The organism is Streptomyces sp. NPDC050422, assembly GCF_044458665.1.
GTDB lineage: Bacteria > Actinomycetota > Actinomycetes > Streptomycetales > Streptomycetaceae > Streptomyces.
In genome coordinates this window covers 155403-180621 of record NZ_JBITIE010000013.1, presented here as the reverse complement: position 1 = coordinate 180621, position 25219 = coordinate 155403, and the positions used below count along the sequence as shown (strand labels likewise).

Sequence of the window (25219 nt, the reverse complement as noted above, 5' to 3'; positions counted from 1 at the left end):
TTCCGGTCGGTGAAATCACTTCGGGTGGGGGCTGAACCGCCGGCGGTATTCGGCGGGTCCCGTGCCCACCGCCTTGAGGAATGCCCGGCGCATCGCCTCCGGGGTTCCGTATCCGCAGGTGCGCGCGATCCCGGTGACGCCGTCGGTGGTGTCCTCCAGGAGCCGGCGGGCCTGTTCGAGGCGGACGCGGTCGACGTACCGGCCGGGTGTCATGCCGGTCTCGGTCCGGAAGGCGCGGGCGAAGTGGCGGGGCGAGAGCCGGGCGCGGGCGGCGAGGGACTCTATGGAGAGGTCCTCGCCGGGGTGTTCGGTGATCCAGTGCTGGACCTCGCGCAGCGGTTCGCGACGGGCCGTCTGGGCGGTGAGCTGGGCACTGAACTGGGACTGGTTGCCGGGCCTGCGCAGAAAGACCACCAGGTGCCTGGCCACGGTGAGCGCCACCTCGCGGCCGTGGTCCTCCTCGACGAGTGCGAGTGCCAGGTCGATGCCCGCGGTGACCCCCGCGGAGGTGGCGAGCCGGCCGTCCCGCACGAAGATCGGCTCGGGGTCGACCTCGACGGCGGGGTGGGTGCGGGCGAGGTGGTCGCAGACGTTCCAGTGGGTGGTCACCCGGTGCCCGTCCAGCTGTCCGGCCGCGGCGAGGAGCAGGGCGCCGGTGCAGACGGAGACGAGCCGTTCGGGGTGCGGGCCGTGCACGCGCAGCCAGTCGACGAGAGCGGGGGCGGGATCCCGGGTGCCCGCACCGCCCGGGACGAGAAGGGTGTGGGGCGTCGCGGCGTCGGCGAGGCTGCCGTCGGGGACCAGTGTGAGGCCGCAGGACGCACGCACGGGCGCGCCGTCCGGCGAGGCGGTGCGCAGCTCGTACGAGACGTCCGGAAACCGGGAGGCGCCGGCGAAGACCTCCATGGGCCCGGTCACATCGAGGCTCTGGATGCCGTCGAAGAGGAGGACGAGTACGGATCGCTGCTTCATGCACGCCATCCTGGGCAGCCGGACGGATGGCCGCAATGACGAGATTCCCACCTTTCCTGCCATGCCGGTTGCGGCACAACTCACGCGGTTCCCGGGGTTCCGGCACGTACCGACCAGTCGGTAACGTGCGGGTATGAGTACTCTCCCGCCCCGTGCCGGTCGCCGCTGCCACAACGCCCTCAACCCGCTGCACTCCACGCTCTACTTCTCCCCCGACCTCAGCAAGGAGCTCGGCGGGATCGGGATCGACGATCCCGCCACCGCCTACTTCGCCGCGCGCGCCGCCGCCCTGGGCGCGGTCGGCCCCGGCACCGTCACCGCCACGTTCTACAACTTCAACCACGAGTTCGTGGCCCGGTACGTGCCCGCCGTCTGGGACATCGCCTCGCCCGAGACGGTCCTGGCGGCACGGCTGCGGGCCGCCGACTCGACACTGCGCCGGCTGCTCGGCGAGGAGGTCATCGCCTCCCCCGAGATGGCCGAGGCGGCGCGGCTGGCTCTGCGCGCCACCGAGGGCTGTACGCGACACGCCCGGCCGCTCTACGCGGCGCACGCGGATCTCCCGGTGCCGCAGCAGCCGCACCTGGCGTACTGGCACGCCGCGACGCTGCTGCGTGAGCACCGCGGCGACGCCCATCTCGCCACTCTCCTCGCCGCCGCGCTCGACCCGGTGGAGGCCCTGGTCAGCCACACCGCCACCGGCAAGGGCATGGCGACGCGCTGGATCCTGGCCAGCCGCGGCTGGCGGCGCACCGACTGGGAGGAGGCGTCCGCGCGGCTGCGCGAGCGTGGACTGCTCACCGCCGAGGGCGAGTTGACGGACGAGGGCACCGCGCTGCGGGCCGGCCTGGAGGAGGCCACGGACCGGATGGACCTGGCACCGTACGAACATCTCGGCGGCGCGGGCGTGGCCCGGCTGACGGAGCTGGGGCGCGGATTCCTCGGCATGGCGCTGGCGGCCGGTGCGTTTCCGGCGGAGGCGACCGGCTGACCTGCCGGAAACCAGCGGCCGGTAACTGGGGTGGTCGGGCGACACGGCACCCGGCCACCCGGCACAATGCAGGCGAGTGGCTCCGGCGCCGGTCCGAACGGCCGGCCCCGGGCCCGACCAGCACAGCCAGCAGGAGAAGGCGAGTCGGTAGAACCGTGACGACGTCCATCGAAGGCAGGATCGCCGAGGAGCTCGGCGTACGCGAGCGACAGGTGAAGGCGGCCGTGGAGCTGCTCGACGGCGGATCGACCGTGCCGTTCATCGCGCGCTACCGCAAGGAAGCGACCGAGATGCTCGACGATGCGCAGCTGCGCACGCTCGAGGAGCGGTTGCGGTACCTGCGGGAGCTGGAGGAGCGCCGCGCGGCGATCCTCGAATCCGTACGGGAGCAGGGCAAGCTCGACGAGGCGCTGGAGGCGCAGATCCGGGCCGCCGACACGAAGGCACGCCTGGAGGACATCTACCTGCCGTTCAAACCGAAGCGGCGGACCAAGGCACAGATCGCCCGTGAGGCCGGTCTCGAACCGCTCGCGTCCGGGCTGCTCGAAGACCCGTCGACGGACCCGCTCGCCGCGGCCGCGGCCTTCGTCGACGCGGACAAGGGGGTCGCGGACGCCGCCGCGGCCCTGGAGGGGGCCCGCGCCATCCTCACCGAGCGCTTCTCGGAGGACGCCGACCTGACCGGCGACCTGCGCGAGCGCATGTGGTCGCGCGGGCGGCTGATGGCCAAGGTGCGGGATGGCAAGGAGGAGGCGGGCGCCAAGTTCGCCGACTACTTCGACTTCGCCGAGCCGTTCACCGCGCTGCCCTCGCACCGGGTGCTGGCGATGCTCCGGGGCGAGAAGGAGGACGTCCTCGACCTGGTCCTGGAGCCGGAGGAGCCGTCCGAGACATCCGGTCCGTCGTCGTACGAGAACATGGTGGCCCGCCGCTTCGGGGTGAACGACCGTGGGCGCCCCGGTGACAAGTGGCTGGGCGACACGGTGCGCTGGGCGTGGCGGACCCGGATCCTCGTCCACCTCGGGATCGACCTCCGCCTGCGGCTGCGTACGGCGGCGGAGGACGAGGCGGTGCGTGTCTTCGCGTCCAACCTGCGCGATCTGCTCCTCGCCGCACCGGCCGGGACGCGGGCCACGCTCGGACTCGACCCCGGCTTCCGTACCGGGGTGAAGGTCGCCGTCGTCGACGCGACCGGCAAGGTCGTGGCGACCGATGTGATCTACCCGCACGTCCCGGCCAACAAGTGGGACCAGTCGCTCGCCAAGCTGGAGCAGCTGGCGAAGGCGCACGACGTCGATCTGATCGCGATCGGCAACGGCACCGCGTCGCGCGAGACGGACAAGCTCGCCGGTGAACTGTGCGACAAGCACCCGGAGCTGAAGCTCACCAAGGTGATGGTGTCGGAGGCGGGTGCCTCCGTGTACTCGGCCTCCGCCTTCGCCTCGCAGGAACTCCCCGACATGGACGTGTCGTTGCGTGGCGCCGTCTCGATCGCGCGCCGCCTCCAGGACCCCCTTGCCGAACTGGTGAAGATCGACCCGAAGTCCATCGGGGTCGGGCAGTACCAGCACGACCTGTCCGAGGTGAAGCTGTCGCGCTCGCTGGACGCGGTCGTCGAGGACTGTGTGAACGGGGTCGGGGTCGACGTCAACACCGCGTCGGCGCGGCTGCTTTCGCGCGTGTCCGGCATCGGGTCGGGGCTGGCCGAGAACATCGTGGCGCACCGCGACGCCAACGGTCCGTTCCGTTCCCGCAAGGGCCTCAAGGACGTGGCCCGGCTGGGCCCGAAAGCGTACGAGCAGGCCGCCGGCTTCCTGCGTATCCGGGGCGACGACCCGCTGGACGCGTCCAGTGTGCACCCGGAGGCGTACCCGGTGGTCCGCGCGATGGTGAAGCGGACGGGCAGCGATGTCGCCTCGCTGATCGGCAATTCGGGCGTGCTGCGGACGCTGCGGGCGGACGACTTCGTGGACGAGAAGTTCGGGCTGCCGACCGTCAGCGACATTCTCAAGGAGCTGGAGAAGCCGGGCCGCGACCCGCGTCCCGCCTTCAAGACGGCCACCTTCAAGGAAGGCGTCGAGAAGATCGGCGACCTGGCGTCCGGGATGGTGCTGGAGGGCGTCGTGACGAACGTCGCGGCGTTCGGCGCGTTCGTGGACGTCGGGGTGCACCAGGACGGTCTGGTGCACGTGTCGGCGATGTCGAGGACCTTCGTGAAGGACCCCCGCGATGTCGTGAAGCCGGGTGACGTCGTCAGGGTCAAGGTCATGGAGGTCGACATCCCGCGGAAGCGGATCTCGTTGACGCTGCGGCTGGACGACGAGGCGGGTGCGGGGGCCGCCGGTGCGGGCTCCGGTGCCCCCGCCGGTGAGCGCGGCGGGCGTCCGCCGCGGCAACGGCAGGGTCAGGGGCAGGGCGGATCGGGCGCGCGGGGCGGTCAGGCCGGCGGCCAGGGCGGCCAAGGGCGTGACCGGCGCGGTGGCGGGGGCGGCAACGGCGGCGCTCGTCAGGCTCCGGCTGCGTCGCCGGCCAACGGGGCGATGGCCGACGCGCTGCGGCGTGCGGGGCTGCTGGATCCGAAGCAGGGCGGCAAGAAGCGGTAGCCCAGGCGGGGGCGAGGTGGGGCGGAGCGGGGCGGGGTGCGCCTGCCGCGGGCCTTCCTCCCCGCCCCGCCCCTTCCCGTAACCGGGGCTCCGCCCCGGACCCCGCTCCTCAAACGCCGGAGGGGCTGGATTTGCCCGGCGGGCCGGACTGGCTCGGCAGGGAGCTGGGGCGGATCGGAAGGGCTGGCGGGTCAGATCTCCGTCAGGCGGCCCGCCGCCACCTCGACGCGGCGCGTCGTGCGGACCGCCTCCAGCATCCGGCGGTCGTGCGTGACCAACAGCAGCGTCCCCGTGTAGGAGTCGAGCGCGGACTCCAGCTGTTCGATCGCGGGCAGGTCCAGGTGGTTCGTGGGCTCGTCCAGCACGAGGAGGTTGACGCCGCGGCCCTGGAGGAGGGCGAGCGCGGCCCGGGTGCGTTCGCCCGGGGAGAGGGTGGTCGCCGGGCGCATCACATGGTCGGCGCGCAGCCCGAACTTGGCGAGCAGCGTACGGACCTCGGCGGGTTCCGTGTCCGGGACGGCGGCGCAGAACGCCTCCAGGAGCGACTCCGAGCCGTGGAACAGCTGCCGTGCCTGGTCGACCTCGCCGACGACCACGCCCGAGCCCAGGCTCGCGTGCCCCGAGTCCAGCGGGAGCCGGCCGAGCAGGGCCGCGAGCAGAGTCGACTTGCCGGCCCCGTTGGCGCCGGTGATGGCGACCCGGTCCGCCCAGTCGATCTGGAGCGAGGCCGGCCCGAACGAGAAGTCGCCGCGGACGACCTCCGCCTCGCGCAAGGTGGCCACGACGGAGCCCGACCGGGGCGCGGAGGCGATCTCCATCCGCAGCTCCCACTCCTTGCGCGGCTCGTCCACGACATCGAGGCGCTCGATCATGCGCTGGGTCTGGCGGGCCTTCGCGGCCTGCTTCTCGCTCGACTCGCTGCGGAACTTGCGGGCCATCTTGTCGGAGTCGCCGGCCTTGCGGCGGGCGTTCCTGACGCCCTTGTCCATCCAGGAGCGCTGCATCAGGGCCCGGCCTTCGAGCGACGAGCGCTTGTCCGCGTACTCCTCGAACTCTTCGCGGGCGTGCCTGCGGGCCCGGTCGCGCTCCTCCAGGTAGGCCGCGTAGCCACCGCCGTACAGGTTGATCTGCTGCTGGGCGAGGTCGAGTTCGAGGACCTTGGTGACCGTGCGCATCAGGAACTCGCGGTCGTGGCTGATGACGACCGTGCCGGCGCGCAGCCCGGAGACGTACCGCTCCAGTCGTTCCAGACCGTCCAGGTCCAGGTCGTTGGTGGGCTCGTCGAGCAGGAAGACGTCGTAGCGCGACAGCAGCAGCGATGCGAGCCCCGCGCGGGCGGCCTGGCCGCCGGAGAGTGCGGTCATCGGCAGGTCGAGTCCGACAGTGAGGCCCAGCTCCGCGGCGACCTCCTCGGCCCGCTCGTCCAGGTCGGCGCCGCCGAGGGCGAGCCAGCGCTCCAGTGACTCGGAGTACGCGTCGTCGGCTCCGGCCGCCCCGTCGACCAGGGCCTGCGTGGCGGTGTCCATCGTGGCCTGGGCGTCGGCGACGCCGGTGCGGCGGGCCAGGAACTCGCGCACGGTCTCGCCGGGGCGGCGCTCCGGTTCCTGCGGCAGGTGGCCGACCGTGGCGGTGGGCGGGGAGAGCCGCAGCTCGCCCTCCTCCGGCTGGTCGAGGCCCGCGAGCAGCCGGAGCAGCGACGATTTACCGGCGCCGTTGACTCCGACGAGACCGATCACGTCACCGGGCGCGACCACGAGGTCGAGCTCGGCGAAGAGAGTGCGGTCGCCGTGTCCGGCGGCGAGATCCTTGGCGACGAGAGTGGCAGTCATCAGGGTGCTGATCCTAATCGGCCGCCGGACCGCCCCGGGCGGGCAGGCCCGCCGGTGACGCGCGGGAGCGGCCGGCGGTCCCTCAGCCGTGCACCACGGGCGCGACCAGCACACTTCCCGTCGTACGTGCCACGAGGCAGGCGCGCCCCTTCACCGACCGCGCGTCCAGCGGGATCCGGTGCTCCCCCGGTTCGAGGAAACCGTTGAACGCCTCCTGGCTGCGGGGGCGGGACAGCCGGTCGAGGCGGTACGCGACCAGGCTGACGCGGCAGGCGGATGTGACCTCGACGGTGGCCGTGCCGTCCGTCGCGTCGAGCCGGACCAGGCGGCGCTGGGCGGGGGCGCCGCGGTCCACGGCGTGCTCGACCTGGGCGACGAGGACGGGGACGACCGGGACGAGGCCGTCGACGTACGCGAGGTCCGCGCCGGCCCGTTCGAAGGCCTGCCGCACGGCGGTGCGCTCCGGTTCGGTGACCGCGGGGCCGAAGGCGACGGCCCGGTAGGCGCGCAGTTCCTCGGCGGAGACCAGGGTCGCGTCCGCGGCGATGTCGGCGCCGATACCGATGGTGCGCAGTGCGGCGGCGAGCCGTGCCAGGACGGCGACGCGGGCGCCGATGAGCAGGATGCGGCGGGCGGCCGGTGCCGGTGCCGGGCCAGAAGGCGGGAGGAGTCGTTCCAGTTCGCGGCGGTACTGCTCGCCGTCGAAGCGGTACGGCCCGATGTCCCGGTACCCGCCCTGTTCCAGGTCGACGGACTCGTACGTCTGCCAGGCGAAGTCCCGCCACACGACGTCCGTCCCGTCGCGTTCGATGACGGCGGTGACCGCGCCGCATTCGAGGCTCTCGCACTCGGGGCAGCCGTAGATCACATAGCGTCCGCCGGCGAGCGGTGCCTCGGCTTCGAGCAGCAGCCGGCGCACATGGGTGGTGAAGATCGCGGGCGGTACGTCGGAGGCGAGCGGGGAGACGGCGTCGAGGTCGGAGAGACGGAACAGCAGCGGGCGGCCGTCGACGAGGAAGTCCATGAAGTCCCGGTGCACCTGGTGGTCACCGTTGGCCAGGACCCCGCCGGCCCGCATGGCGGGTGCCAGACCGAAGGTCGCGTACGGGGCAGACATGACCCGAGTATTCCCGTCCGGAGGCCGTTGTGAGCACGGCATCGTGGATTTCCGTTAGCGTCCGGCCATGAGTGAAGACGTGACGGGCAGGGGCGGCGGGGCGGCAGGGGCGGATGTGATCGTGGTGGGCGGTGGGGTCAGTGGTCTCACCACGGCGATGGTGCTCGCGGAGCGCGGCCACCGGGTGCGTGTCTGGTCCGCGGCACCGTCCTCGGCCACGACGTCCGCGGTCGCGGGCGCCCTGTGGTGGCCGTACCGGATCGAACCGCAGGACTGGGTGGGCGACTGGTCGCTGGCGTCGCTCCGGTGGTACGAGGAGCTGGCCGCCCGTCCGCGGGAGACCGGCGTGCGGCTGGTCGACGGAATGCACCGGGGTGAGCGGCTCGCCGCGCTCGGGCCCTGGGCGGGGCAGCTGGACGGTGTGGTGGAGACCGCCGAGGGGCTGCGGTGCCGGCTGCCGCTGATCGACATGCCCGTCCACCTGGAGTGGCTGGAGAGGCGGGTCAGGGCGGCCGGGGGCTCGGTGGAACGGCGGACCATCGCTTCCTTCGACGAGGCGGCCGCGGAGGCTCGGACCGTGGTCAACTGCACGGGGCTCGGCGCCCGGGAGCTGGTTCCCGACTCCGGGGTGCGCCCGGTGCGCGGCCAGTTGGTGCTGGTGGAGAACCCCGGGATCGAGGAGTGGTTCACCGAGGCGGACCCGGCGTCGAGCGAGACGACGTACTTCTTCCCGCAGCCGGGCCGGCTGGTGCTCGGCGGCACGGCCGGTGCCGACGACTGGGACACGGTGCCCGATCCCCGTACGGCACGGGAGATCGTGGCCCGGTGCGCCCGGATCCGGCCGGAGATCGCCCGGGCACGGGTCATCGGGCACCGTGTGGGACTGCGGCCGGCCCGGGACGCGGGGGTGCGGATCGAGGCCGAGCCGCTGCCCGGCGGCGGCCGCCTGGTGCACAACTACGGGCACGGGGGCGCGGGCGTGACGGTGGCTCTGGGGTGCGCGGAGGCGGCGGCCCATCTGGTGGGCTGAGCCGCCGCGTGCCCGGGGTGACGCGAATCAGTCGTCCGCGGGCGTCGAACCGCCGGGCTTGTCGTGGCGCTCGGTGGTGACCTGGCTGCCGCCGGGGCCGATCCGGATCTCGAAGTCGCCGTCGTACTTGGCGTGCCCCTCGATGACCGCGGACTCGACGGCTTCCACGCCGAACTCGCGGCGCACGATGAGCGGGTCCTCGCGCAGGTCCCGCATCAGGGCCACGCACATGCCGATCATCACGATGGTGAAGGGCGCGGCCACCAGAATGGTCAGGTTCTGCAGGCCCTCCAGCGCATTGCCCTTGCCGTTCCCGATGAGCAGCATGATCGCCGCCACGGCACCGGTGACGACACCCCAGAAGACGACGACCCACTTGGCCGGTTCGAGGATGCCCTTCTGGGAGAGGGTGCCCATCACGATGGAGGCGGCGTCCGCGCCCGAGACGAAGAAGATGCCGACCAGGACCATCACCAGCACACTCATCACGGTGGCGATCGGGAACTCCGCCAGCACGCCGAAGAGCTGGGCCTCCGGGGTGTCCGCCCCGCTCAGCCTGCCGGCCTCCTGAAGCTTGATCGCGGTTCCGCCGAAGATGGCGAACCAGACCAGGCTCACGGTGCTGGGCACCAGGATGACGCCTCCGATGAACTGGCGGATCGTCCGGCCCCGGCTGATCCGGGCGATGAACATGCCGACGAAGGGCGTCCAGGAGATCCACCAGGCCCAGTAGAAGACGGTCCAGTTGCCCAGCCACGTGGCCACCTTGCCCTCGCCGGTCGCCTCGGTACGTCCGATGAGCTGGGGCAGATCACCGAGGTAGGCGCCGAGCGAGGTGGGCAGCAGATCCAGCACGATGATCGTGGGGCCCGCGATGAACACGAAGACGGCGAGGATCAGGGCGAGCACCATGTTGATGTTGGACAGCCATTGGATGCCCTTCTCCACGCCGGAGACCGCCGAGGCGACGAAGGCGACGGTCAGCACGGCGATGATCAGGACCAGCAGCCCGGTGCCCGTCTTCTCCTGCCAGTTCAGCTCCTGGAATCCGCTGCCGATCTGGAGGGCGCCCAGGCCCAGCGAGGCGGCTGAGCCGAAGAGCGTGGCGAAGATGGCGAGGATGTCGATCAGGCGGCCGAACCCGCCGTGGGCGTGGCGGGCGCCGATGAGCGGTTCGAAGACCGCGCTGATCGTCTGCCGCCTGCGGCGCCGGAAGGTGCTGTACGCGATGGCCAGCCCGACCACCGCGTAGATCGCCCAGGGGTGCAGCGTCCAGTGGAAGAGAGTGGTGGCCATCGCCGTCTGCAGCGCCTCGGCGGCGTCGGCGGGGTGGGTGCCGGGCGGCGGGTCGGTGAAGTGCGCCAGCGGCTCGCTGACCCCGTAGAACATCAGGCCGATGCCCATGCCGGCGCTGAACATCATCGCGACCCAGGACACGGTCTTGAATTCCGGCTCCTCACCCTCCTGGCCGAGCGTGATCTTTCCGTACCGGCTGATGGCGAGCCAGAGGGCGAAGACCACGAACCCGGAGGCGGCCAGCATGAAGGCCCAACCACCGTTGTGGAGGAGACCGTTGAGCAGCGTGTCGGACACGTCCTCCAGGGAGTCGGTGGCGGTGGCTCCCCAGACCACGAAGGCGAGGGTGAGGACCGCGGCGACGCCGAACACCACCCGGTCGGTCGTGGGGCGCCGGCCCTGGGTCGGATCGCCGGGCAGATCCGCCGTCACCGACAGATCCCCCCTGCCGCCCGTTCTCTGATCGTCCTGCGACACGAATGGCACCTTTCACGGAAGCTGAAAATTCGCTCTCCGTAGGCAGTACCACACGCGGTGTGCATCTCCCGGGATCAACAAGCGGTATCGGGTTGACCGTTTGTGAGGTGAAATGTCGCCCGCCGGTCCAGGAGGAGCGGGATCAGCCTCCGGGCGGGCTGCCGCAGGGTCACGTACACACCGTCCCCGTCGGGCCGGGACGTGACGCCGTGCAGGGCCAGTTCGTCCCGCACGCCGGCGTACCGGTCCGCAGTGAGCCGGTAGCCGCAGGGCGGGTCGGTGAGGATCTCGCCGGGCTCCGCCGCCTCGTTGTCCGCTCCGCCGAGGTACACCGGCCCCGCGTCGGCGAACCCGGCGGCGCGCGAGCGGGCGGTGGCCGCACGGATCCGGTCGCGCTCCTCGTCCGCGTAGGCGAAAAGGGCGTTGAGCGCGGCGCGTTGGGAGCCTACGCGGCGTCGCTGCCCCAGGGCGGGTTCGGTCTGCTCGGCCTCGGAGAGCGCGTCCGCGCGGGATTCGACGAGCAGACCGATCGCGTGCTTGAGGGCCGCCGTGTTGCGCAGGATGCGTTCCTGTCCGTCGCCCGCCGTCTGCTTGAGCGTGCCGCCCGTCACCGGGTCGGTCCAGACCCCGTAACGGCCGCTGCTGAATCCGGCGTCCCGCGCGGCCGGTCGCACGTAGCGTTCGACCAGGCGCTCGGATGCTTCGTGCACCCGGTCGTCGGCGTTGAGGTTGCGGGGCCAGAGCGCGTACAGGTCCTTGTCGTAGGCGGGCGGGGTCGCGCCGTACTCGTGGAGGTCGTCGATGACATCGGGGGTGCGGTCCCGGATGACCGCGGCGAGGGCACGGGCCTCGGCGGTCCGCAGGGCGAGGTGGTCGCGGTTGATGTCCAGCCCGTCGGCGTTGCCACGGGTTCCGGCGGCCAGACCGTCGGGGTTGGCGGTGGGCAGGACGAGGATCTCGGTGCGGGCGAGAAGGGCGCGGGTCGCCGGGTCCGTGGCGTAGGCGAGGTCGCGGATCGTCTCCAGGCACACCTCGCGGCCGGCGGGTTCGTCGCCGTGCTGGCTGCAGACCAGCAGCACGGTGAGCGTGGCCGGAGCGCCGCCGCCGATCCGGACGAGGCGCAGGGGGCGTCCCTGCCGCGTCGTACCGATGCGGTCCACGGTCACCCGGTCGCTGTGCCGGTCGGCGGCGGCGAGCAGCGACCGCTCCTCGTCGGCGTCGGTCCACCGCGCGCCGGCGGCGGACTCGAATCCCGTACGGGGCGGAGTGTGCGCCGCTTCGGAGGGTGCGGTCACCATGAGGACGGCCAGTGCGGTGGCGACGGCGGTCAGGGTGAGGTTACGGATGCGGTGACGGCCGGGGGGCCTGCGGGGGCGGTTCCGGCCGGGTCGGGTCATCGGTCCGTTCGCCGGGTCACGCCCCGTGCGCGTATCGGCATGCGCGGAAGGTATCCCGAACGGCGCCCCGCGCGACAGACCTGCGCGGGGTTCGGCTGTCGGCCGGTTCCCAGGAGTCGTCGCACGACCATGTACACGACGCTTCTCGCGCGGGATGACAGACTGCGCAGATGATGGATGACCTTCCCGTCGGCCTGGTGGCCCGGCACCTTGCCGAGGACGACCATCTCCGCGTGCTCGCCGTACTGGACGCGTGGTGGGGCGGGCTCAAAGGCGAAGCGGGCTCGGTGGAACGCGCGTTGCTGCTGCCCCGGCTGTACTTCCAGCACTTCGCCACCACCGGTTTCCTGGTCGAACGCGACGGTGGCGAAATCGCCGCCTTCCTGGTCGGCTTCCTCTCGCAGACAGAACCCGAAACCGCCTACGTGCACTTCGTCGGCGTCGACCCGGCCCTGCACGGGCAAGGTGTGGGTCGGCTCCTCTACCGGGCGTTCTTCGCGCTCGCCCGGTCCCACGGGCGCCGTCACGTGCACTGCGTCACCAGCCCGGAGAACACCGCGTCGCGGGCGTTCCACACCCGGCTCGGCTTCACGGCGTCCGCGGTGAAGCCGGACTACGACGGCCCCGGACTCGACCGGGTGGCGTTCACCATCGACCTTTCCGCCGACCCGGCGGCCACGCCCTGGCTAAGGTGACGACGTTCGCGCTCACCGGCCGGGTCCGGCCGTTCCCTGCCTCATCCCGCGTCTCCCAGGAGCGTCTCTTGCCCGGTCCGACCCCCGATGCCCCTCGTGACGCACGCCCCACGCTGGAGGCAGTGGCGGCCCGTGCCGGAGTCTCCCGGGCGACCGCGTCCCGGGTGGTGAACGGCGGCGCGGGGGTGCGGCAGCCGCTCGTGGAGCAGGTCCGCAAGGCGGTCGAGGAGCTCGGCTACATTCCGAACCACGCGGCCCGGACGCTGGTGACCCGGCGCAACGGGGCGGTCGCCGTGATCATCGACGAACCCGAGGTCCGGATCTTCTCCGATCCCTTCTTCTCCCGGCACATCCGGGGCATCAGCCGTGAACTCGGCGTGTACGACGCCCAGCTGGTCCTGCTCCTGGTGGAGGGCAGCGGGGACTTCGAGCGCGTCACCCGCTATCTGGCCGGCGGCCACGTCGACGGGGTGCTCGCCTTCTCGCTGCACACCGACGACGAACTTCCCTCCGTCATCCGCCGGTTCCGGGTGCCCACCGTCTACGGCGGCCGCCCGGGGCGGCCGGGCGCCGCCTCCGAGCTCGCGGTCCCCTATGTGGACTGCGACAACCGCGGTGGCGCCCGCGAGGCCGTGCGCCATCTGGTCGCGCTCGGCCGCCGGAACATCGCGCACATCGCGGGTCCGCGCGACCAGACGTCGGCGCTCGACCGGATCGACGGGTACACGGACGTACTGCCGGGCGGCGATCCCGCCCTCGTCGCGGACGGCGACTTCACCACCGAGGGCGGCGCCCGGGCGATGGCCCGGCTGCTGGAGCGGCGGCCTGACCTGGACGCCGTCTTCGCCGCCAACGATCTGATGGCCTCCGGCGCCCTGAGGGTGCTGCACGAACACGGCCGCAGGGTGCCGCAGGATGTGGCGCTGGTCGGATTCGACGACATGGAGTCGGTCGCCGAGAACACCGATCCTCCGCTGACGACCGTCCGCCAGGACGTGGAAGGGATGGGGAGGCTGATGGTCCGGCTGCTGATGGAGCGGCTCGACGACGGGACAGCCGGAGCCGATTGCGTGATCACACCGACCGACCTGATCCGTCGCGCCTCGGCCTGACCTGCGCCGTACGGTGACCGGCAACCGCGGTCAGGAGGCTGCGCGCCGCCGTGCTTCCCGGTGGGCGGCCCGCGCCCGCCGCGCCCGCGGCAGGTACCGCAGCCGTTCCGGCAGTACCGGCACGACCACCCGCACGACGGAGCAGAACCGCCCCAGCCTGCGCTCCTGGGCATCCGTCCACTCCAGCCCGATCGCCTCGCGCGCGTCCGGCGGCATGAGGCCGACGGTGAGGAAGCCGCGGAACCGGGCCAGCGGCGGCAGCAGCACCGGCCACAGGGCCCTCAGCAGCAGCCGGAGGGCCAGGGGCCCCCGGTCCGGAGGCGGTACCGGCGCACCAGTGGCGACGAGCTCCTCGACGACGACGGTCCGTTCGACCTCGTCGGCGAGCATGGAGCGGTAGTAGGGCCAGAACTCCTCGATCGTCTGGGGCATGTCCCGGTCGTGGATCCCCAGCACCCGGCCCACCTGGAGCCATTCGCGGTACAGCGCCCTCTCCTGCTCCGCGCCGAGCGGCCGCAGGAGGTACTGCGCACCGTGCAGGTAGACGGGGAAGCCGGTCGCGTGCACCCATGCGTAGTTCGCCGGTGACAGCGCGTGGTAGGGGCGGCCGCGGGTGTCGGTGCCCTGGATGGTGCGGTGCAGCCGGCGGAGCCGGCGCCCCTCCTCCGCGGCTTCCTCTCCCCCGTACACCCAGAGCTGGAGCGAGCTGAGGGAACGCTCCCCGCGGCCCCACGGGTCCGTACGGAACACGGAGTGCTCGTCGACGCCCGCACCGACCGCCGGATGGGCGACCTGGAGGGTGAGGGCGGCCGGCAGCATCAGCAGCGCCCGGACGTCACCGGACAGGCTCCACAGCACACCCCCGGGCGGGGGCGGCGCCGGATCGGCGCCCCTGTCTGTCCGGCTGCTCATGCGGTGCTCCCGACGGTCGGCGGGCACACGGCTCGGCGCCCGGCCCCCGCGTGATCCAGTATGCGAGCGCTTCGGCGGTCGTGCGCACCGGCCCCGTGGAACACCCTGCCGTCAGCGGTGTTGACGGGGCTCATGAAACAAGTCAATAGTATTTGTAACTTTGACTCCCGTACCGGATGGCCCCTCATATCCCTTGCCACACAGATGAGTTGACGCCACAGACAGCGACAACCCGCAACAGCGGGCCGCAGGGAGTCGGTACACGGACAGGAGGGCGCACCATGGGGCGATACAGCCGCCTGCACGAGATACGCCGGATGGATCCGGCGCGCGACTACGCCGAGATCCTTCGGCTGATCTCCCAGTACGAGTTCCCGTGGGACTACCGGCAGGGGGTGAGCGTCGCCTTCCTCCGGGACTACGGCGTCCCCCGGATCTCCGTGCTCCTCGACCGGACCCAGGAGTTCGAACGGGCCGGGCAGAAGCGGTACGACGACACGGTGCTGATCGGGTACGAGATGGCCGCCGACGGCTTCGACTCGGAGCGCGGCCGGGCGGCCGCACGTCACCTGAACCGGATCCACGGCAAGTACAGCATCCCGAACGAGGACTACCGCTACGTCCTCGCGACCACGGTCGTGGGGCCCAAGCGCTGGATCGACCGGTTCGGCTGGCGCCCGCTGTGCGCCCAGGAGGTCCAGGCGCTCGTGGAGACCGGCCGCAAGATGGCGGCGGTCATGGGCATCGAGGGTGCGCCCGACACGTACGAGGGGTTCGAGCAGCTGCTCGACTCCTACGAGGAACGGATGTTCGCGTACGACCCGGCCAACCGGCGGGTCGCGAACGCCACCTTCCGCGTCATGGCGAGCTGGTACCCGCGTCCGTTACGCCCCCTGGTGGCGAGGTTCTCGCTCGCGCTGCTGGACGAGCCGCTGCTGAGCGCGCTGGGCTTCCGGGCGCAGCCGCGATGGGCGCAGGCCTCTGCTTCGGCGGCCCTGCGCCTGCGCGCGCGGTGCGTACGCCGACTGCCTGCCCGGCCGCGCCGGTTCCCCTCGCGCCCGCAGCCCCGTTCGTACCCCTTCGGCTGGCGGCTCGACGACCTCGGACCGCACTGGGCCCGCAACCGCCCTCTGGAACCGCTGCCCGACGAGGCCGACGGGGCCCCTGGGGGTTCTAGCCGGCAGCCAGCAGCGGCACCAGATAGCAGCGGGCGAACTCCCGCACCTGGGTCTCGTCGTCGAGCTCGAAACAGCTGACGGGGTTGAGGAGGAAGGAGACGGTGATCCGCACCATCAGTTCGGCGACCGGGGTCGCATCGGTCGCCGGCCGGCCCTCCGCGCGCCGGGCCTCGCGCAGCCGGTCGGCCAGGTAGTCGCGGATGGCGAGGAAGGCCGGTCCGCTCTCCAGCGTCAGGAAGGGGAGCATGGTCTCGGGCTCAAGCCGCAGCAGACCGCCGATGAGCGGATGCTCCCTGATGTGGCGGAGAACCGCGGCGAAGCCCTCGACGAGCCGGTCCTCCGTCGTCGGCAGTGCCGCCACGGCATCGTCCACCTCCACCAGGAAGCGGCGGTACTCGCGCAGCAGACAGGCGGAGACGAGACTGTCCTTGTTCCCGATCCGCCGGTACACGGTCACCCGTGAGACCCTGGCGCGCTTGGCGACGTCGTCCACGGTGGAGCGGCGCAGCCCGAAGGTCATGAACTGCTCACGCGCGGCGTCCAGGATCTGTTCGCTCAGTGCGTCGGAGGGCGGCGTCGCGCTGAGCGCCACGGCCAGCCGTGTCCCGTCGGTACTCCGTGCCGCCATGGGCCCTCCCCCGCTCCGCCGCTGCCCTCCACCATAGGAGCGGTTACGCAGTGACTCACCCCGTATCTCTGTAACAACGCGGGCAGGGCGCCCACCGGTGTCGGTGAGCGCCCTGCCGGTGTTGCGTTGCGGGCCGGGACTACTCGCAGGTCCCGGCGAACGTCTTGCGGGTCACCACGTCGGTGGCCGCCGCGCTCGTGTCCAGCCAGGCTGCGCGCTGGCCGTCACCGAGGGACGGGGCCAGCTGACCGCCGGAGGAGCAGGAGATCCGGCTGAAGTTGTTCAGCCCGGCGACCACGTCGGCGGTGGTGGAGACCATCGCCTTCATCGGTTCGCCCCACGCTCCGAGCGCGCCCCAGATGTCGTACGTGGAGTACGCGAAGTACTCGTCGGTGACCGAGAACTGGGCCATGTACGTGCCACCGGGGTACGCCAGCTTCGCTGTCTTGTTCAGATCACCGTGGGGCGCCGACCTGAACGTCGTGCTCGGGATGAAGAAGCCGCCGGTCTCACGCCAGAACACGCGATCCGAGGTGATCTGGATGTCCGAGACGTAGTTGAAGAGGAAGCCGGTGATCCGCTTGGTCTGTGTGGTGCCCTTCGCGATGTCGTAGATGTTCACGTATGTGCCGTCGGCGCCACCGGCCCAGGCGATCTGACCGTGCTTCATCGCGAGGTGGCCGGCCTTGGAGCCGGCGTCGGGCGTCACGTTGACGGTGGTGCCGTCCGCCTTGCGGAGCATGACCTCCTGCTCACCGTCGGCGGTGGTGCTGATGTAGGCGAGCGCGCCGTTGTCGGTCACGGGCTCGGTCTCGTCGGCGTCGGGGTGGTCGACGAGCTTCTTGATCGCGCCCTGGCCCTTGGCCCCGGTCCCGTAGATGCCGATGGAGTCGCCGGCGATGCGGGTGAAGGCGATGCGGTCGTCGTCCAGGGACGGGTCGAGCAGGTAGGCGTCCTTCTGGGCCAGTTCGCGGGTCGGCTTTTTGTCGAAGCGGCCCACGGTGATACCGAAGGCGGCGCTGCCCTGGTCCCAGGCGATGGCGTCGCCGTGGCTCATCGCGTAGACGTCGCCGTTGATCTGGGCGGCCTGCTCGTCGACCCCGCTGTAGACCTCGTACGCGGGCAGGATGTTGGCGCCGATGGTGGTGCCGTCGTGCGTGCCGCCCTTGTGCTCCCAGTCGTTCTCGATGCCGTGGCCGTCGAACGCCTTGGCGATCGCGGCGAGATCGGCCTTGGAGACGTTCAGGGACTTGGCTGCGAGGGTCACCGCGTTGCGCATGTCGGTGAAGCCGGAGAGCGGTGTGAGGTAGTTCTGCGCGGACCGGTAGACGATCTGGTCGGCGAGCTTGCTGTCGATGTTCTTGCGCATGTCCCACAGCGCGCCGCCGACGATGGTGGAGTTGGAGTGCACTCCGCCGTTGTCGATGTCGAGCGTGATGGGCTTGTAGTCCTTCTGCGCGTTACGGCCGTCGTTCAGGTCGCGCAGGGCGCACTCCTCCAGCGGCTTGGTGCCGTTGCAGAGGTACTCGCCGATGAGGCCGGACGTCGGGTCGCTCATCGCGATGCCCTTGTCGGCGGTCTCCATGGCGTTGCCGAAGTAGTCGGATATCGCCTCGTTGAGCGCGCCCGACTGGTTGAGGTAGACGAGCCCGGCGGAGTGCTCGGTGACACCGTGCGTCATCTCGTGGCCGACGACGTCCAGGCCGACGGAGAGCGGGACGCCGTCCATGTGGCCGTAGACCATCTTGGAGCCGTCCCAGAAGGCGTTGGCATAGTCGCTGCCGTTCGCGGAGACGTTGACGACGGAGTGGATCGTGCCGCCCTTGCCGTCGACGCCGTCGCGGCCGATCTGGTCCTTGTAGTACTCGTAGACCTTCGCGGCGTTCACGTGCGCGTCCACCGCACCCGACGAGGTGTTCGCACCGTCGAAGCGGTCGCTCGCCGATGCGGCCAACGGGATGTCGTCGGTGACGGGGCCGCCCGCGACGAGGTTGTAGTCCTTGCGCTGTGCGTCGTACGTACGGATCTGGCCGCCGGTGAGCGGGTACATGGCGCGCGTCGAGTCGGCCAGCGTGTACGAGCCGTCCGCCTCCTTGTTGGCGTCCAGCTTCGCCTCGCTGCCGTCGACGCGTACGCCCGTCCCCTGTGCGGGTGACGCGTCGGCGGCGTCGATGTTGTTGTACGAGAGCGCGATGCCGCCCACGCGGGCGTCGACGTACACCTCCTGCCGCACCGGGCCGCCGTTCGCCTTGCCGCCGGTGACGGTGAAGTGCCAGGCGAGCCTGCCGCCCTGGGCGTCGGGCAGCACGGACAGACCGTGCGCCGCGGTCTTCGCTCCCTGTACGCCGGAGAGGCCGCGGTCGAGGGTGAACATCCGATGCTTTGCGGTCGCTTCGCTCACCGTGGGCGTGGTGGAGACCGTGAGGTCGGTGTAGAGCGTGCCCGTGGCGGACGTGATCTGCTGGCCGCCGTCGGCGGCCTGCGTCTGCACCGCGTACTCGGCACCGAAGACGGGGACACCGTCATGCTTCTGCTGGAAGCGCACCGATGACTGCTTGCCGTCCTTGGTGGTCTTCACCGCGCTCAGATCGGAGACCGGGACCTTGTACGTGTCCTCATGAGCCTTCAGGTGGGCCCGGGCCGCCTGGGCCGGGGTGCCTGCCCGGGGGGCCTTGTCCAGGCCCTGGGTCATCGCGGGGGCGACGCCTGCCGGGTCGGCCGCCGGTGCTGTAGCGGTGTCGTCCGCCCAGGCCGGCGCGCCCATCAACGCTGCTCCGGTCGCGGCGGCGACCACCCCGGTCGCCAGAATCCGCAGCACGCTCGTTCGTCTCACTGGACCTCCCCATCGCACACCTGCGTCCGAGGCGCCGGGGCGGCTCGGACGTTGACGTGCCGATCGTTCGTCATGGGACGCTGTGTGAACAGGGGGTGACGCTGGCGCGAAAGCGCCGTGGCGTAATTACGCCTCAAAAATGCGACTGCGCGAGCGAGTTGTCCGATGTTTCGGGCAACCATCCCGCCCGGGCGGCGTACCAGCCGAGCTGGAATCGCGTCGCCGCGCCCACCTCGTCCATCAGCGCGTGCAGCCGGCGCTGCACCGTGCGATGGCCCATCCCCAACTGGCGCGCGATGGCGGCATCGGTCAGCCCGACGTGGAGAAGGGCCACGATCTGCCGGTCGATCGCCGCGACCGGAGATTCCTCGGGCCGTTCCGTGCCGGCCGGACTCAGCCGCCAGCCCTTCTCGAAGTGCTCCTCGAAGAGCGAGACCAGAGCCGTGAGCAGACCCGTCCGGTGCACGACGAGCGCTACCGGCTCCTCCTCGCGCTCCGGGTCCAGCGGCAGCAGGGCTATGCGGCGGTCCACGATGACGAGCTTGATCGGCAGCCGGTCCGTGACGGAGATGTGCTGGCCCTCGGCCACGCTCGACATGAGCAGGGCCGCGGTCACCGGCTGCTCCAGCCAGACGCGATCCACCACGCTGCGCTGGGTCACTCCGCGGCGCATCACCGCGGAGTCCATCTCCTGGTTGTCCTGGAAGGTGAGCACAGGCATTGGGCTGTTGGGCACCAGAGCGCACACCTCCCAGGTGGCCCGCTGCTGCATCGTCACCAGCCGTCGCCGGATCGCCGCCGGCCCGGACAGCACCTCGACCGGCGCGCCGGCCCCGTACATCTGCGCGGAGCGGTGCCGTTCGGAGAGGTCTCCCACGAGCGACTCGACCCTGTGCAGGGCGGACCGCCGGGATTCGAGGAGCGGTCCGAGCGCGAGGACGGGAGAGGCGGCCCGGTAGCGGACGGCGCCACCTGATTCCGGGCGGTCGGCACTGGCGAGCCCGCGTTCCACGAGGGAGTCGAGGGCTCGGGCCACCGCCTCATCGCTCAGCGGGCCCGCGAGCGCGTCCGGTTCGCAGTCCGGGCGGTCCACGAGCAGACGGTAGACCGCGTCCTCTTCCGCTCCGAGGCCCAGCAGCGTCAGCAGCGCCCCGTCCACCGGGCCGCGCTGCCCGATGTCCTCGGCCCGGCCCGGCTCCCCACCCCGCGTCTCAGTAGCCGCCATGCCCCGCCCCTTCCGGCCCGCCGCCTTGACGGCGTCAGGCTATCCGGCATGATCCGCACGAACGGCGTCAGTCGAAGTCGTACACCGTCACCGGTATGCCCCGTCCGGCCAGCCGCTGCTCGATCAGGGGCTCGATCCGGGACCACTTCCCGCCCGCCAGCCCGCAGCCGATCCGCGGCATGTGCACCGAGGCACCCAGTTCGGCCGCCCGGTCCGCCACCGCCCCCAGAGCCGTGTCGATCGCCTCGTACCGCACCGGTACCCCGTTGCTCCCCCTGCGCATCCCGCGCTGACCCACCGCGTTCGCCACCCAGACGTACGGGCTCACCTGCACGAACTGCACGGCACCGAGGCCGAAGTCGTTGCCGGCGCGCTCGCGGTGCCAGCTCCGGTAGGCCGCTTCGGGTTCCGGCCAACGGCGTGAGAGGGCCAGGACGAACCCCTTGCCCCAGCCACCCAGGTCGTTGCAGACATGGACGATCAGCTTGACGCCCTTGCCGCAGGGCGAGGTCGCGTCACCGCGGACGTAAGTGATCTCGGACATGAGTTCAGGCTAGAGGCCACCACTGACACCGGGCTCTTTCACATCACTGGTGAGACAGCAATACTGTTGCACCGGAGTGAGGAGCACGCACGAAGCGGCCCACCCCAGCGGAGACGAGGAGCGGACATGGCGACCGAGGGCGAGGAGCCGAAGCTCACCGTCGACGAACTGGCGGCACGCGCCGGGGTGACCGTGCGCACGGTGCGCTTCTACAGCACCCGTGGACTGCTGCCGCCCCCTGTCATCGGGCCGCGCCGCGTCGGGCACTACGGGCACGAGCACCTGTCCCGGCTGGCGCTCATCGAAGAGCTCCAGCACCAGGGCATGACGCTCGCCGCGATCGAACGCTATCTGGAGCAGTTGCCGCCCGATCTGAGCGCCCACGATCTGGCCATCCACCGGGCCCTGGTGGCGTCGTGGGCGCCCGATCCGGCGGAGGAGGCGACCCGTGCGGAGCTGGAACGCCGCTCGGGGCGTCCGCTGTCGCCGGAGGACATCGACCGGCTGGCCGCGATGGGAGTGCTGGAACGGTCCGGAGCGGACGACGGTGTGTACCGGGTGGACCCGGGGCTGCTGCGGCTCGGCGTGGAACTCCTCGACGTGCCGATCGCGCACGAGACGATCCTCGCCGCCCGTACGGTCCTGCTGGAACACACCCGCTCGGTCGCGCACGAGCTCAGCCGGCTGTTCCGGGACGAGGTGTGGGGTCCGTACCGGGAGCGGGAGTCGGATCCCGAGCATCTCAAGGCGATGAAGTCGCTGTCCGCGCACATGCAGCCGCTCGTCCTGCAGGCGCTCGTGACCGCGTTCCAGCGCTCGCTCAAGGAGGAGTTGCGGGCCGCCTTCGCGGCCGAGTAGCTGCCTGACGGGGCCGCACCCACGCATAGGTGTGGTGGGTGGGGCCCCGTCCCGGCGTCGTCAGTCGTGGAAGGTCTCGCCCTTCTCCGCCTTCTCCACGAGCAGCGCGGGCGGCAGGAAGCGGTCGCCGTACCGCTCGGCGAGTTCCCGGGCGCGGGCCACGAAACCGGGCAGGCCGCCCTCGTAGCCGTTGATGTACTGGAGCACGCCGCCGGTCCATGCCGGGAAGCCGATCCCCATGATGGAGCCGATGTTGGCGTCGGCGACGGTGATCAGGACGTTCTCCTCCAGGCAGCGGACACTGTCCAGGGCCTCCGAGAAGAGCATCCGCTCCTGCATGTCGGCGAACGGGATGTCCGTGTCCGGCTTCGTGAAGTGCTCACGCAGTCCGGGCCAGAGGCGGGTGCGCCCGCCGTTCTCGTCGTACTCGTAGAAACCCGCGCCGCCGCTGCGTCCGGGGCGGCCGAACTCGTCGACCATGCGGTCGATGACCGCGTCCGAGGGGTGGCCGGGCCAGGTGCCGCCCGCCTCCTCGACGGCCCGCTTCGTCTCGTTGCGGATCTTGCGGGGCAGGGTCAGCGTCAGCTCGTCCATCAGGGAGAGCACCTTGGCCGGGTAGCCCGCCTGGGCGGCGGCCTGCTCGACGGACGCCGGCTCTACGCCCTCGCCGACCATGGCGACGCCCTCGTTGATGAACTGGCCGATGACGCGCGAGGTGAAGAAGCCGCGCGAGTCGTTGACGACGATCGGCGTCTTCTTGATCCGGCGGACCAGGTCGAAGGCGCGGGCCAGTGCCTCGTCGCCGGTCTTCTCCCCCTTGATGATCTCGACGAGCGGCATCTTGTCGACGGGCGAGAAGAAGTGCAGCCCGATGAAGTCGACGGGGCGCGAAACTCCCTCGGCCAGCACCGTGATGGGCAGGGTCGAGGTGTTGGAGCAGAGCAGGGCGTCCGGCTCGATGATGTCCTGGATCTCCTGGAACACCTTGTGCTTGAGCGCGGTGTCCTCGAACACGGCCTCGATGACGGCGTCGCAGCCCGCGAGGTCGGCCGGGTCGCCGGTCGGGGTGATGCGGGCCAGCAGCTCGTCTCGCTTGGCCTCGGTCGTACGGCCCCGGGAGAGCGCCTTGGCGAGCAGCTTCTCGCTGTACGCCTTGCCCTTGGCCGCGGCCTCCACCGAGACGTCCTTGAGGACGACGTCGATGCCGGCCCGGGCGCAGGAGTACGCGATGCCCGCACCCATCATCCCGGCGCCGAGGACGGCGACCTTGTGGATCTGCCGCTCCTCGATGCCCTTGGGGCGGCTGGCGCCGGAGTTGACGGCCTGGAGGTCGAAGAAGAACGCCTGGATCATGTTCTTCGAGACCTGGCCCGTGACCAGCTCGGTGAAGTAGCGGGCCTCGATGGTGAGCGCGGTCTCGAAGTCGACCTGCGAGCCCTCGACAGCAGCGGCCAGGATGTTGCGCGGGGCGGGCATGGGGGCGCCGGCGAGCTGCTTCTTCAGGTTGGACGGGAAGGCCGGCAGGTTGGCGGCGAACTTGGGGTTCGACGGAGTGCCGCCGGGGATCCGGTAGCCCTTGACGTCCCAGGGCTGCTGGGACTCGGGGTTCGCGTCGATGAAGGCGCGGGCCTTCTCCAGCATCTCCTCACGGGTGGCGGCGACCTCGTGGACCAGGCCGTTCTCCAGGGCGCGCTGCGGGGTGTACTGGGTCCCCTGGAGCAACACCTTGAGCAGCGCGTCGGCGATGCCCATGAGGCGTACGGTGCGGGTGACGCCACCACCGGCGGGCAGCAGGCCGAGGGTGACCTCGGGCAGGCCGATGCGGGAGCCGGGGGCGTCGAGGGCGACGCGGTGGTGGGAGGCGAGGGCGATCTCGTAACCGCCGCCGAGGGCCGCTCCGTTGATGGCGGCGACGACGGGCTTGCCGAGGGTCTCGATGCGGCGCAGCGACCGCTTGATCGCGGTGCCGGCGTCGAACGCGGCCTGCGCGTTCTCGGGGCCGATCCGGATCATGTCCTTGAGGTCGCCGCCCGCGAAGAAGGTCTTCTTGGCGGAGGCGTAGATGATGCCGCGGATGGAGTCCTTCTCGGCCTCGGCCCGGTCGGCGACGGCTTCGATGGAGTCCCGGAAGGCCTGGTTCATGGTGTTGGCGGACTGGTTGGGGTCGTCGAGTACGAGGGTGACGACGCCGGTCTCGTCCTGTTCCCAGCGGATGGTCGTGCTCTCGGTCATGTGTCTGTCTTCTCCGTAGGAAGGGGGACGGTCAGAGACGCTCGATGACGGTGGCGACGCCCATGCCGCCGCCCACACAGAGAGTGGCGAGGCCGTAGCGCTTGTCGCGCCGTTCCAGCTCGTCGATGAGGGTGCCGAGGATCATCGCGCCGGTGGCGCCGAGCGGGTGGCCGAGCGCGATGGCGCCGCCGTTGACGTTGATCCTGTCGAGGGAGAGCCCCATGTCGCGGGCGAAGCGCAGGACGACACCGGCGAACGCCTCGTTGATCTCGACGAGGTCGATGTCGTCGATGGTCAGTCCTGCCTTCGCGAGCGCCTTGCGGGTGGCGGGCGCGGGGCCGGTCAGCATGATCGTGGGCTCGGAACCGGAGACGGCGGCGGAGACGATCCGGGCGCGCGGGGTGAGCCCGTAGCGCTCGCCGATCTCCTTCGAACCGATCGCGACGAGGGCGGCGCCGTCCACGATGCCGGAGGAGTTGCCCGCATGGTGGACGTGATCGATCTTCTCCACCCAGTGGTACTTCTGCAGCGCCACCGCGTCGAAGCCGCCCATCTCGCCGATCGCCGCGAACGACGGCTTGAGCCCGGCGAGCGAATCGGCGGTGGTGCCGGGACGCATGTGCTCGTCGTGGTCGAGGACGACGAGGCCGTTGCGGTCCTTGACCGGGACGACGGAGCGCGCGAAGCGGTTGTCCTTCCACGCCTCGGCGGCCCGCTCCTGCGACAGTGCGGCGAACTCGTCGACGTCGCGGCGCGAGAAGCCCTCAATGGTCGCGATGAGGTCGGCGCCGACGCCCTGCGGTGCGAACCCGGTCTCGTAGTTCGTCATCGGGTCCATCGCCCACGCGCCGCCGTCGGAGCCCATCGGGACGCGGGACATCGACTCGACGCCGCCGGCGAGGATGAGATCCTCCCAGCCCGAACGGACCTTGGCGGCGGCCAGGTTGACGGCCTCCAGGCCCGAGGCACAGAAGCGGTTCTCCTGGACGCCCGCGACGGTGTCGGGGAGACCGGCCGCGATCGCGGCGATGCGCGCGATGTCGGAGCCCTGGTCGCCGAGCGGGCTGACCACGCCGAGGACGATGTCGTCGATCGCCGCCGGGTCGAGTCCCGGGAAGCGGTCGCGGAGCTCGTGGATCAGGCCGACGACGAGGTCGATCGGCTTGGTGCCGTGCAGGGCCCCGTTGGCCTTGCCGCGGCCGCGCGGGGTGCGGATCGCGTCGTAGACGAATGCTTCGGTACTCAAGACAGCTGCCTTTCGAGGGTGGTTGCGCAACAGGGTTGACGGGG

The 25219-nt window shown here is 71.2% G+C and carries 19 protein-coding genes; 7 read left to right on the top strand and 12 right to left on the bottom strand.

Annotated features, from left to right (window positions below):
* Nucleotides 1–15: 15 nt before the first annotated feature.
* Nucleotides 16–972, bottom strand: coding sequence for a GlxA family transcriptional regulator (locus tag ACIBJG_RS22100; RefSeq protein ID WP_399309641.1), 957 nt, complete (start codon nucleotides 970–972; stop codon nucleotides 16–18).
* A gap of 133 nt (nucleotides 973–1105) precedes the next feature.
* Here ACIBJG_RS22100 and ACIBJG_RS22095 point away from each other — a divergent pair, with 133 nt between their 5' ends.
* A complete protein-coding gene (locus ACIBJG_RS22095; RefSeq protein ID WP_399309640.1) occupies nucleotides 1106–1963 on the top strand; it encodes a hypothetical protein in 858 nt (285 codons plus the stop codon).
* Between the two features lie 155 nt (nucleotides 1964–2118).
* On the top strand, nucleotides 2119–4566 hold the full coding sequence (locus ACIBJG_RS22090; protein ID WP_399309638.1) for a Tex family protein: 2448 nt from the start codon (nucleotides 2119–2121) through the stop codon (nucleotides 4564–4566).
* A 191-nt stretch (nucleotides 4567–4757) separates the two neighbouring features.
* Here ACIBJG_RS22090 and ACIBJG_RS22085 read toward each other — a convergent pair whose 3' ends face one another.
* Together ACIBJG_RS22085 and ACIBJG_RS22080 are read right to left on the bottom strand one after the other, a co-directional pair.
* Entirely contained in the window at nucleotides 4758–6395 is a 1638-nt protein-coding gene (locus ACIBJG_RS22085) for an ABC-F family ATP-binding cassette domain-containing protein (protein WP_399309636.1), read from the bottom strand.
* Between the two features lie 82 nt (nucleotides 6396–6477).
* Nucleotides 6478–7512, bottom strand: coding sequence for an oxidoreductase (locus tag ACIBJG_RS22080; RefSeq protein WP_399309634.1), 1035 nt, complete (start codon nucleotides 7510–7512; stop codon nucleotides 6478–6480).
* Nucleotides 7513–7579: 67 nt separating this feature from the next.
* Here ACIBJG_RS22080 and ACIBJG_RS22075 point away from each other — a divergent pair, with 67 nt between their 5' ends.
* Nucleotides 7580–8542 carry an FAD-dependent oxidoreductase gene (locus ACIBJG_RS22075; RefSeq protein ID WP_399309632.1) on the top strand — a complete coding sequence of 321 codons (963 nt, stop codon included), beginning with the start codon at nucleotides 7580–7582 and terminating at the stop codon, nucleotides 8540–8542.
* Nucleotides 8543–8569: 27 nt separating this feature from the next.
* Here the strand turns inward: ACIBJG_RS22075 and ACIBJG_RS22070 are convergent, their stop codons facing one another.
* Nucleotides 8570–10315, bottom strand: coding sequence for a BCCT family transporter (locus ACIBJG_RS22070; protein WP_399309631.1), 1746 nt, complete (start codon nucleotides 10313–10315; stop codon nucleotides 8570–8572).
* Nucleotides 10316–10389: 74 nt separating this feature from the next.
* Complete coding sequence (locus tag ACIBJG_RS22065; protein ID WP_399309629.1) at nucleotides 10390–11712, bottom strand: M14 family metallocarboxypeptidase; 1323 nt, start codon at nucleotides 11710–11712, stop codon at nucleotides 10390–10392.
* 170 nt (nucleotides 11713–11882) lie between these two features.
* Between ACIBJG_RS22065 and ACIBJG_RS22060 the strand changes: the two genes are divergently transcribed.
* Nucleotides 11883–12407 (top strand): GNAT family N-acetyltransferase, encoded by a 525-nt coding sequence (locus ACIBJG_RS22060; RefSeq protein ID WP_399309627.1) that lies wholly within the window; start codon nucleotides 11883–11885, stop codon nucleotides 12405–12407.
* A gap of 68 nt (nucleotides 12408–12475) precedes the next feature.
* Nucleotides 12476–13519, top strand: coding sequence for a LacI family DNA-binding transcriptional regulator (locus ACIBJG_RS22055; RefSeq protein ID WP_399309625.1), 1044 nt, complete (start codon nucleotides 12476–12478; stop codon nucleotides 13517–13519).
* Nucleotides 13520–13549: 30 nt separating this feature from the next.
* Here the strand turns inward: ACIBJG_RS22055 and ACIBJG_RS22050 are convergent, their stop codons facing one another.
* Entirely contained in the window at nucleotides 13550–14431 is an 882-nt protein-coding gene (locus tag ACIBJG_RS22050) for an oxygenase MpaB family protein (protein WP_399309623.1), read from the bottom strand.
* A 281-nt stretch (nucleotides 14432–14712) separates the two neighbouring features.
* Between ACIBJG_RS22050 and ACIBJG_RS22045 the strand changes: the two genes are divergently transcribed.
* Nucleotides 14713–15687 (top strand): oxygenase MpaB family protein, encoded by a 975-nt coding sequence (locus ACIBJG_RS22045; RefSeq protein WP_399309621.1) that lies wholly within the window; start codon nucleotides 14713–14715, stop codon nucleotides 15685–15687.
* Here ACIBJG_RS22045 and ACIBJG_RS22040 read toward each other — a convergent pair.
* The 4 genes from ACIBJG_RS22040 to ACIBJG_RS22025 all read right to left on the bottom strand — a co-directional run bounded on the left by ACIBJG_RS22040 (nucleotide 15605) and on the right by ACIBJG_RS22025 (nucleotide 20839).
* Complete coding sequence (locus tag ACIBJG_RS22040; RefSeq protein WP_399309619.1) at nucleotides 15605–16237, bottom strand: TetR/AcrR family transcriptional regulator; 633 nt, start codon at nucleotides 16235–16237, stop codon at nucleotides 15605–15607. The genes ACIBJG_RS22045 and ACIBJG_RS22040 overlap by 83 nt on opposite strands.
* A gap of 139 nt (nucleotides 16238–16376) precedes the next feature.
* Entirely contained in the window at nucleotides 16377–19070 is a 2694-nt protein-coding gene (locus ACIBJG_RS22035; protein ID WP_399309617.1) for a M4 family metallopeptidase, read from the bottom strand.
* A gap of 133 nt (nucleotides 19071–19203) precedes the next feature.
* Complete coding sequence (locus tag ACIBJG_RS22030) at nucleotides 19204–20295, bottom strand: helix-turn-helix transcriptional regulator (protein ID WP_399309615.1); 1092 nt, start codon at nucleotides 20293–20295, stop codon at nucleotides 19204–19206.
* Nucleotides 20296–20362: 67 nt separating this feature from the next.
* Nucleotides 20363–20839 carry a macro domain-containing protein gene (locus tag ACIBJG_RS22025; RefSeq protein ID WP_399309613.1) on the bottom strand — a complete coding sequence of 159 codons (477 nt, stop codon included), beginning with the start codon at nucleotides 20837–20839 and terminating at the stop codon, nucleotides 20363–20365.
* Nucleotides 20840–20965: 126 nt separating this feature from the next.
* Here ACIBJG_RS22025 and ACIBJG_RS22020 point away from each other — a divergent pair, with 126 nt between their 5' ends.
* Nucleotides 20966–21697, top strand: a complete 732-nt coding sequence (locus ACIBJG_RS22020; RefSeq protein WP_399309611.1) for a MerR family transcriptional regulator — start codon at nucleotides 20966–20968, stop codon at nucleotides 21695–21697.
* A 60-nt stretch (nucleotides 21698–21757) separates the two neighbouring features.
* Here the strand turns inward: ACIBJG_RS22020 and ACIBJG_RS22015 are convergent, their stop codons facing one another.
* A complete protein-coding gene (locus ACIBJG_RS22015; RefSeq protein WP_399309609.1) occupies nucleotides 21758–23929 on the bottom strand; it encodes a 3-hydroxyacyl-CoA dehydrogenase NAD-binding domain-containing protein in 2172 nt (723 codons plus the stop codon).
* Between the two features lie 31 nt (nucleotides 23930–23960).
* Nucleotides 23961–25175: an acetyl-CoA C-acetyltransferase gene (locus tag ACIBJG_RS22010; protein ID WP_399309608.1), complete on the bottom strand. Its 1215-nt coding sequence runs from the start codon at nucleotides 25173–25175 to the stop codon at nucleotides 23961–23963.
* Between the last annotated feature and the right edge of the window lie 44 nt (nucleotides 25176–25219).

Coding starts and splice junctions, on each gene's coding strand:
- ACIBJG_RS22100 (WP_399309641.1), bottom strand. CDS start 972: ATGAAGCAGCGATCCGTACTCGTCCTCCTCTTCGACGGCATCCAGAGC.
- ACIBJG_RS22095 (WP_399309640.1), top strand. CDS start 1,106: ATGAGTACTCTCCCGCCCCGTGCCGGTCGCCGCTGCCACAACGCCCTC.
- ACIBJG_RS22085 (WP_399309636.1), bottom strand. CDS start 6,395: ATGACTGCCACTCTCGTCGCCAAGGATCTCGCCGCCGGACACGGCGAC.
- ACIBJG_RS22080 (WP_399309634.1), bottom strand. CDS start 7,512: ATGTCTGCCCCGTACGCGACCTTCGGTCTGGCACCCGCCATGCGGGCC.
- ACIBJG_RS22075 (WP_399309632.1), top strand. CDS start 7,580: ATGAGTGAAGACGTGACGGGCAGGGGCGGCGGGGCGGCAGGGGCGGAT.
- ACIBJG_RS22065 (WP_399309629.1), bottom strand. CDS start 11,712: ATGACCCGACCCGGCCGGAACCGCCCCCGCAGGCCCCCCGGCCGTCAC.
- ACIBJG_RS22060 (WP_399309627.1), top strand. CDS start 11,883: ATGATGGATGACCTTCCCGTCGGCCTGGTGGCCCGGCACCTTGCCGAG.
- ACIBJG_RS22050 (WP_399309623.1), bottom strand. CDS start 14,431: ATGAGCAGCCGGACAGACAGGGGCGCCGATCCGGCGCCGCCCCCGCCC.
- ACIBJG_RS22045 (WP_399309621.1), top strand. CDS start 14,713: ATGGGGCGATACAGCCGCCTGCACGAGATACGCCGGATGGATCCGGCG.
- ACIBJG_RS22040 (WP_399309619.1), bottom strand. CDS start 16,237: ATGGCGGCACGGAGTACCGACGGGACACGGCTGGCCGTGGCGCTCAGC.
- ACIBJG_RS22030 (WP_399309615.1), bottom strand. CDS start 20,295: ATGGCGGCTACTGAGACGCGGGGTGGGGAGCCGGGCCGGGCCGAGGAC.
- ACIBJG_RS22025 (WP_399309613.1), bottom strand. CDS start 20,839: ATGTCCGAGATCACTTACGTCCGCGGTGACGCGACCTCGCCCTGCGGC.
- ACIBJG_RS22020 (WP_399309611.1), top strand. CDS start 20,966: ATGGCGACCGAGGGCGAGGAGCCGAAGCTCACCGTCGACGAACTGGCG.
- ACIBJG_RS22015 (WP_399309609.1), bottom strand. CDS start 23,929: ATGACCGAGAGCACGACCATCCGCTGGGAACAGGACGAGACCGGCGTC.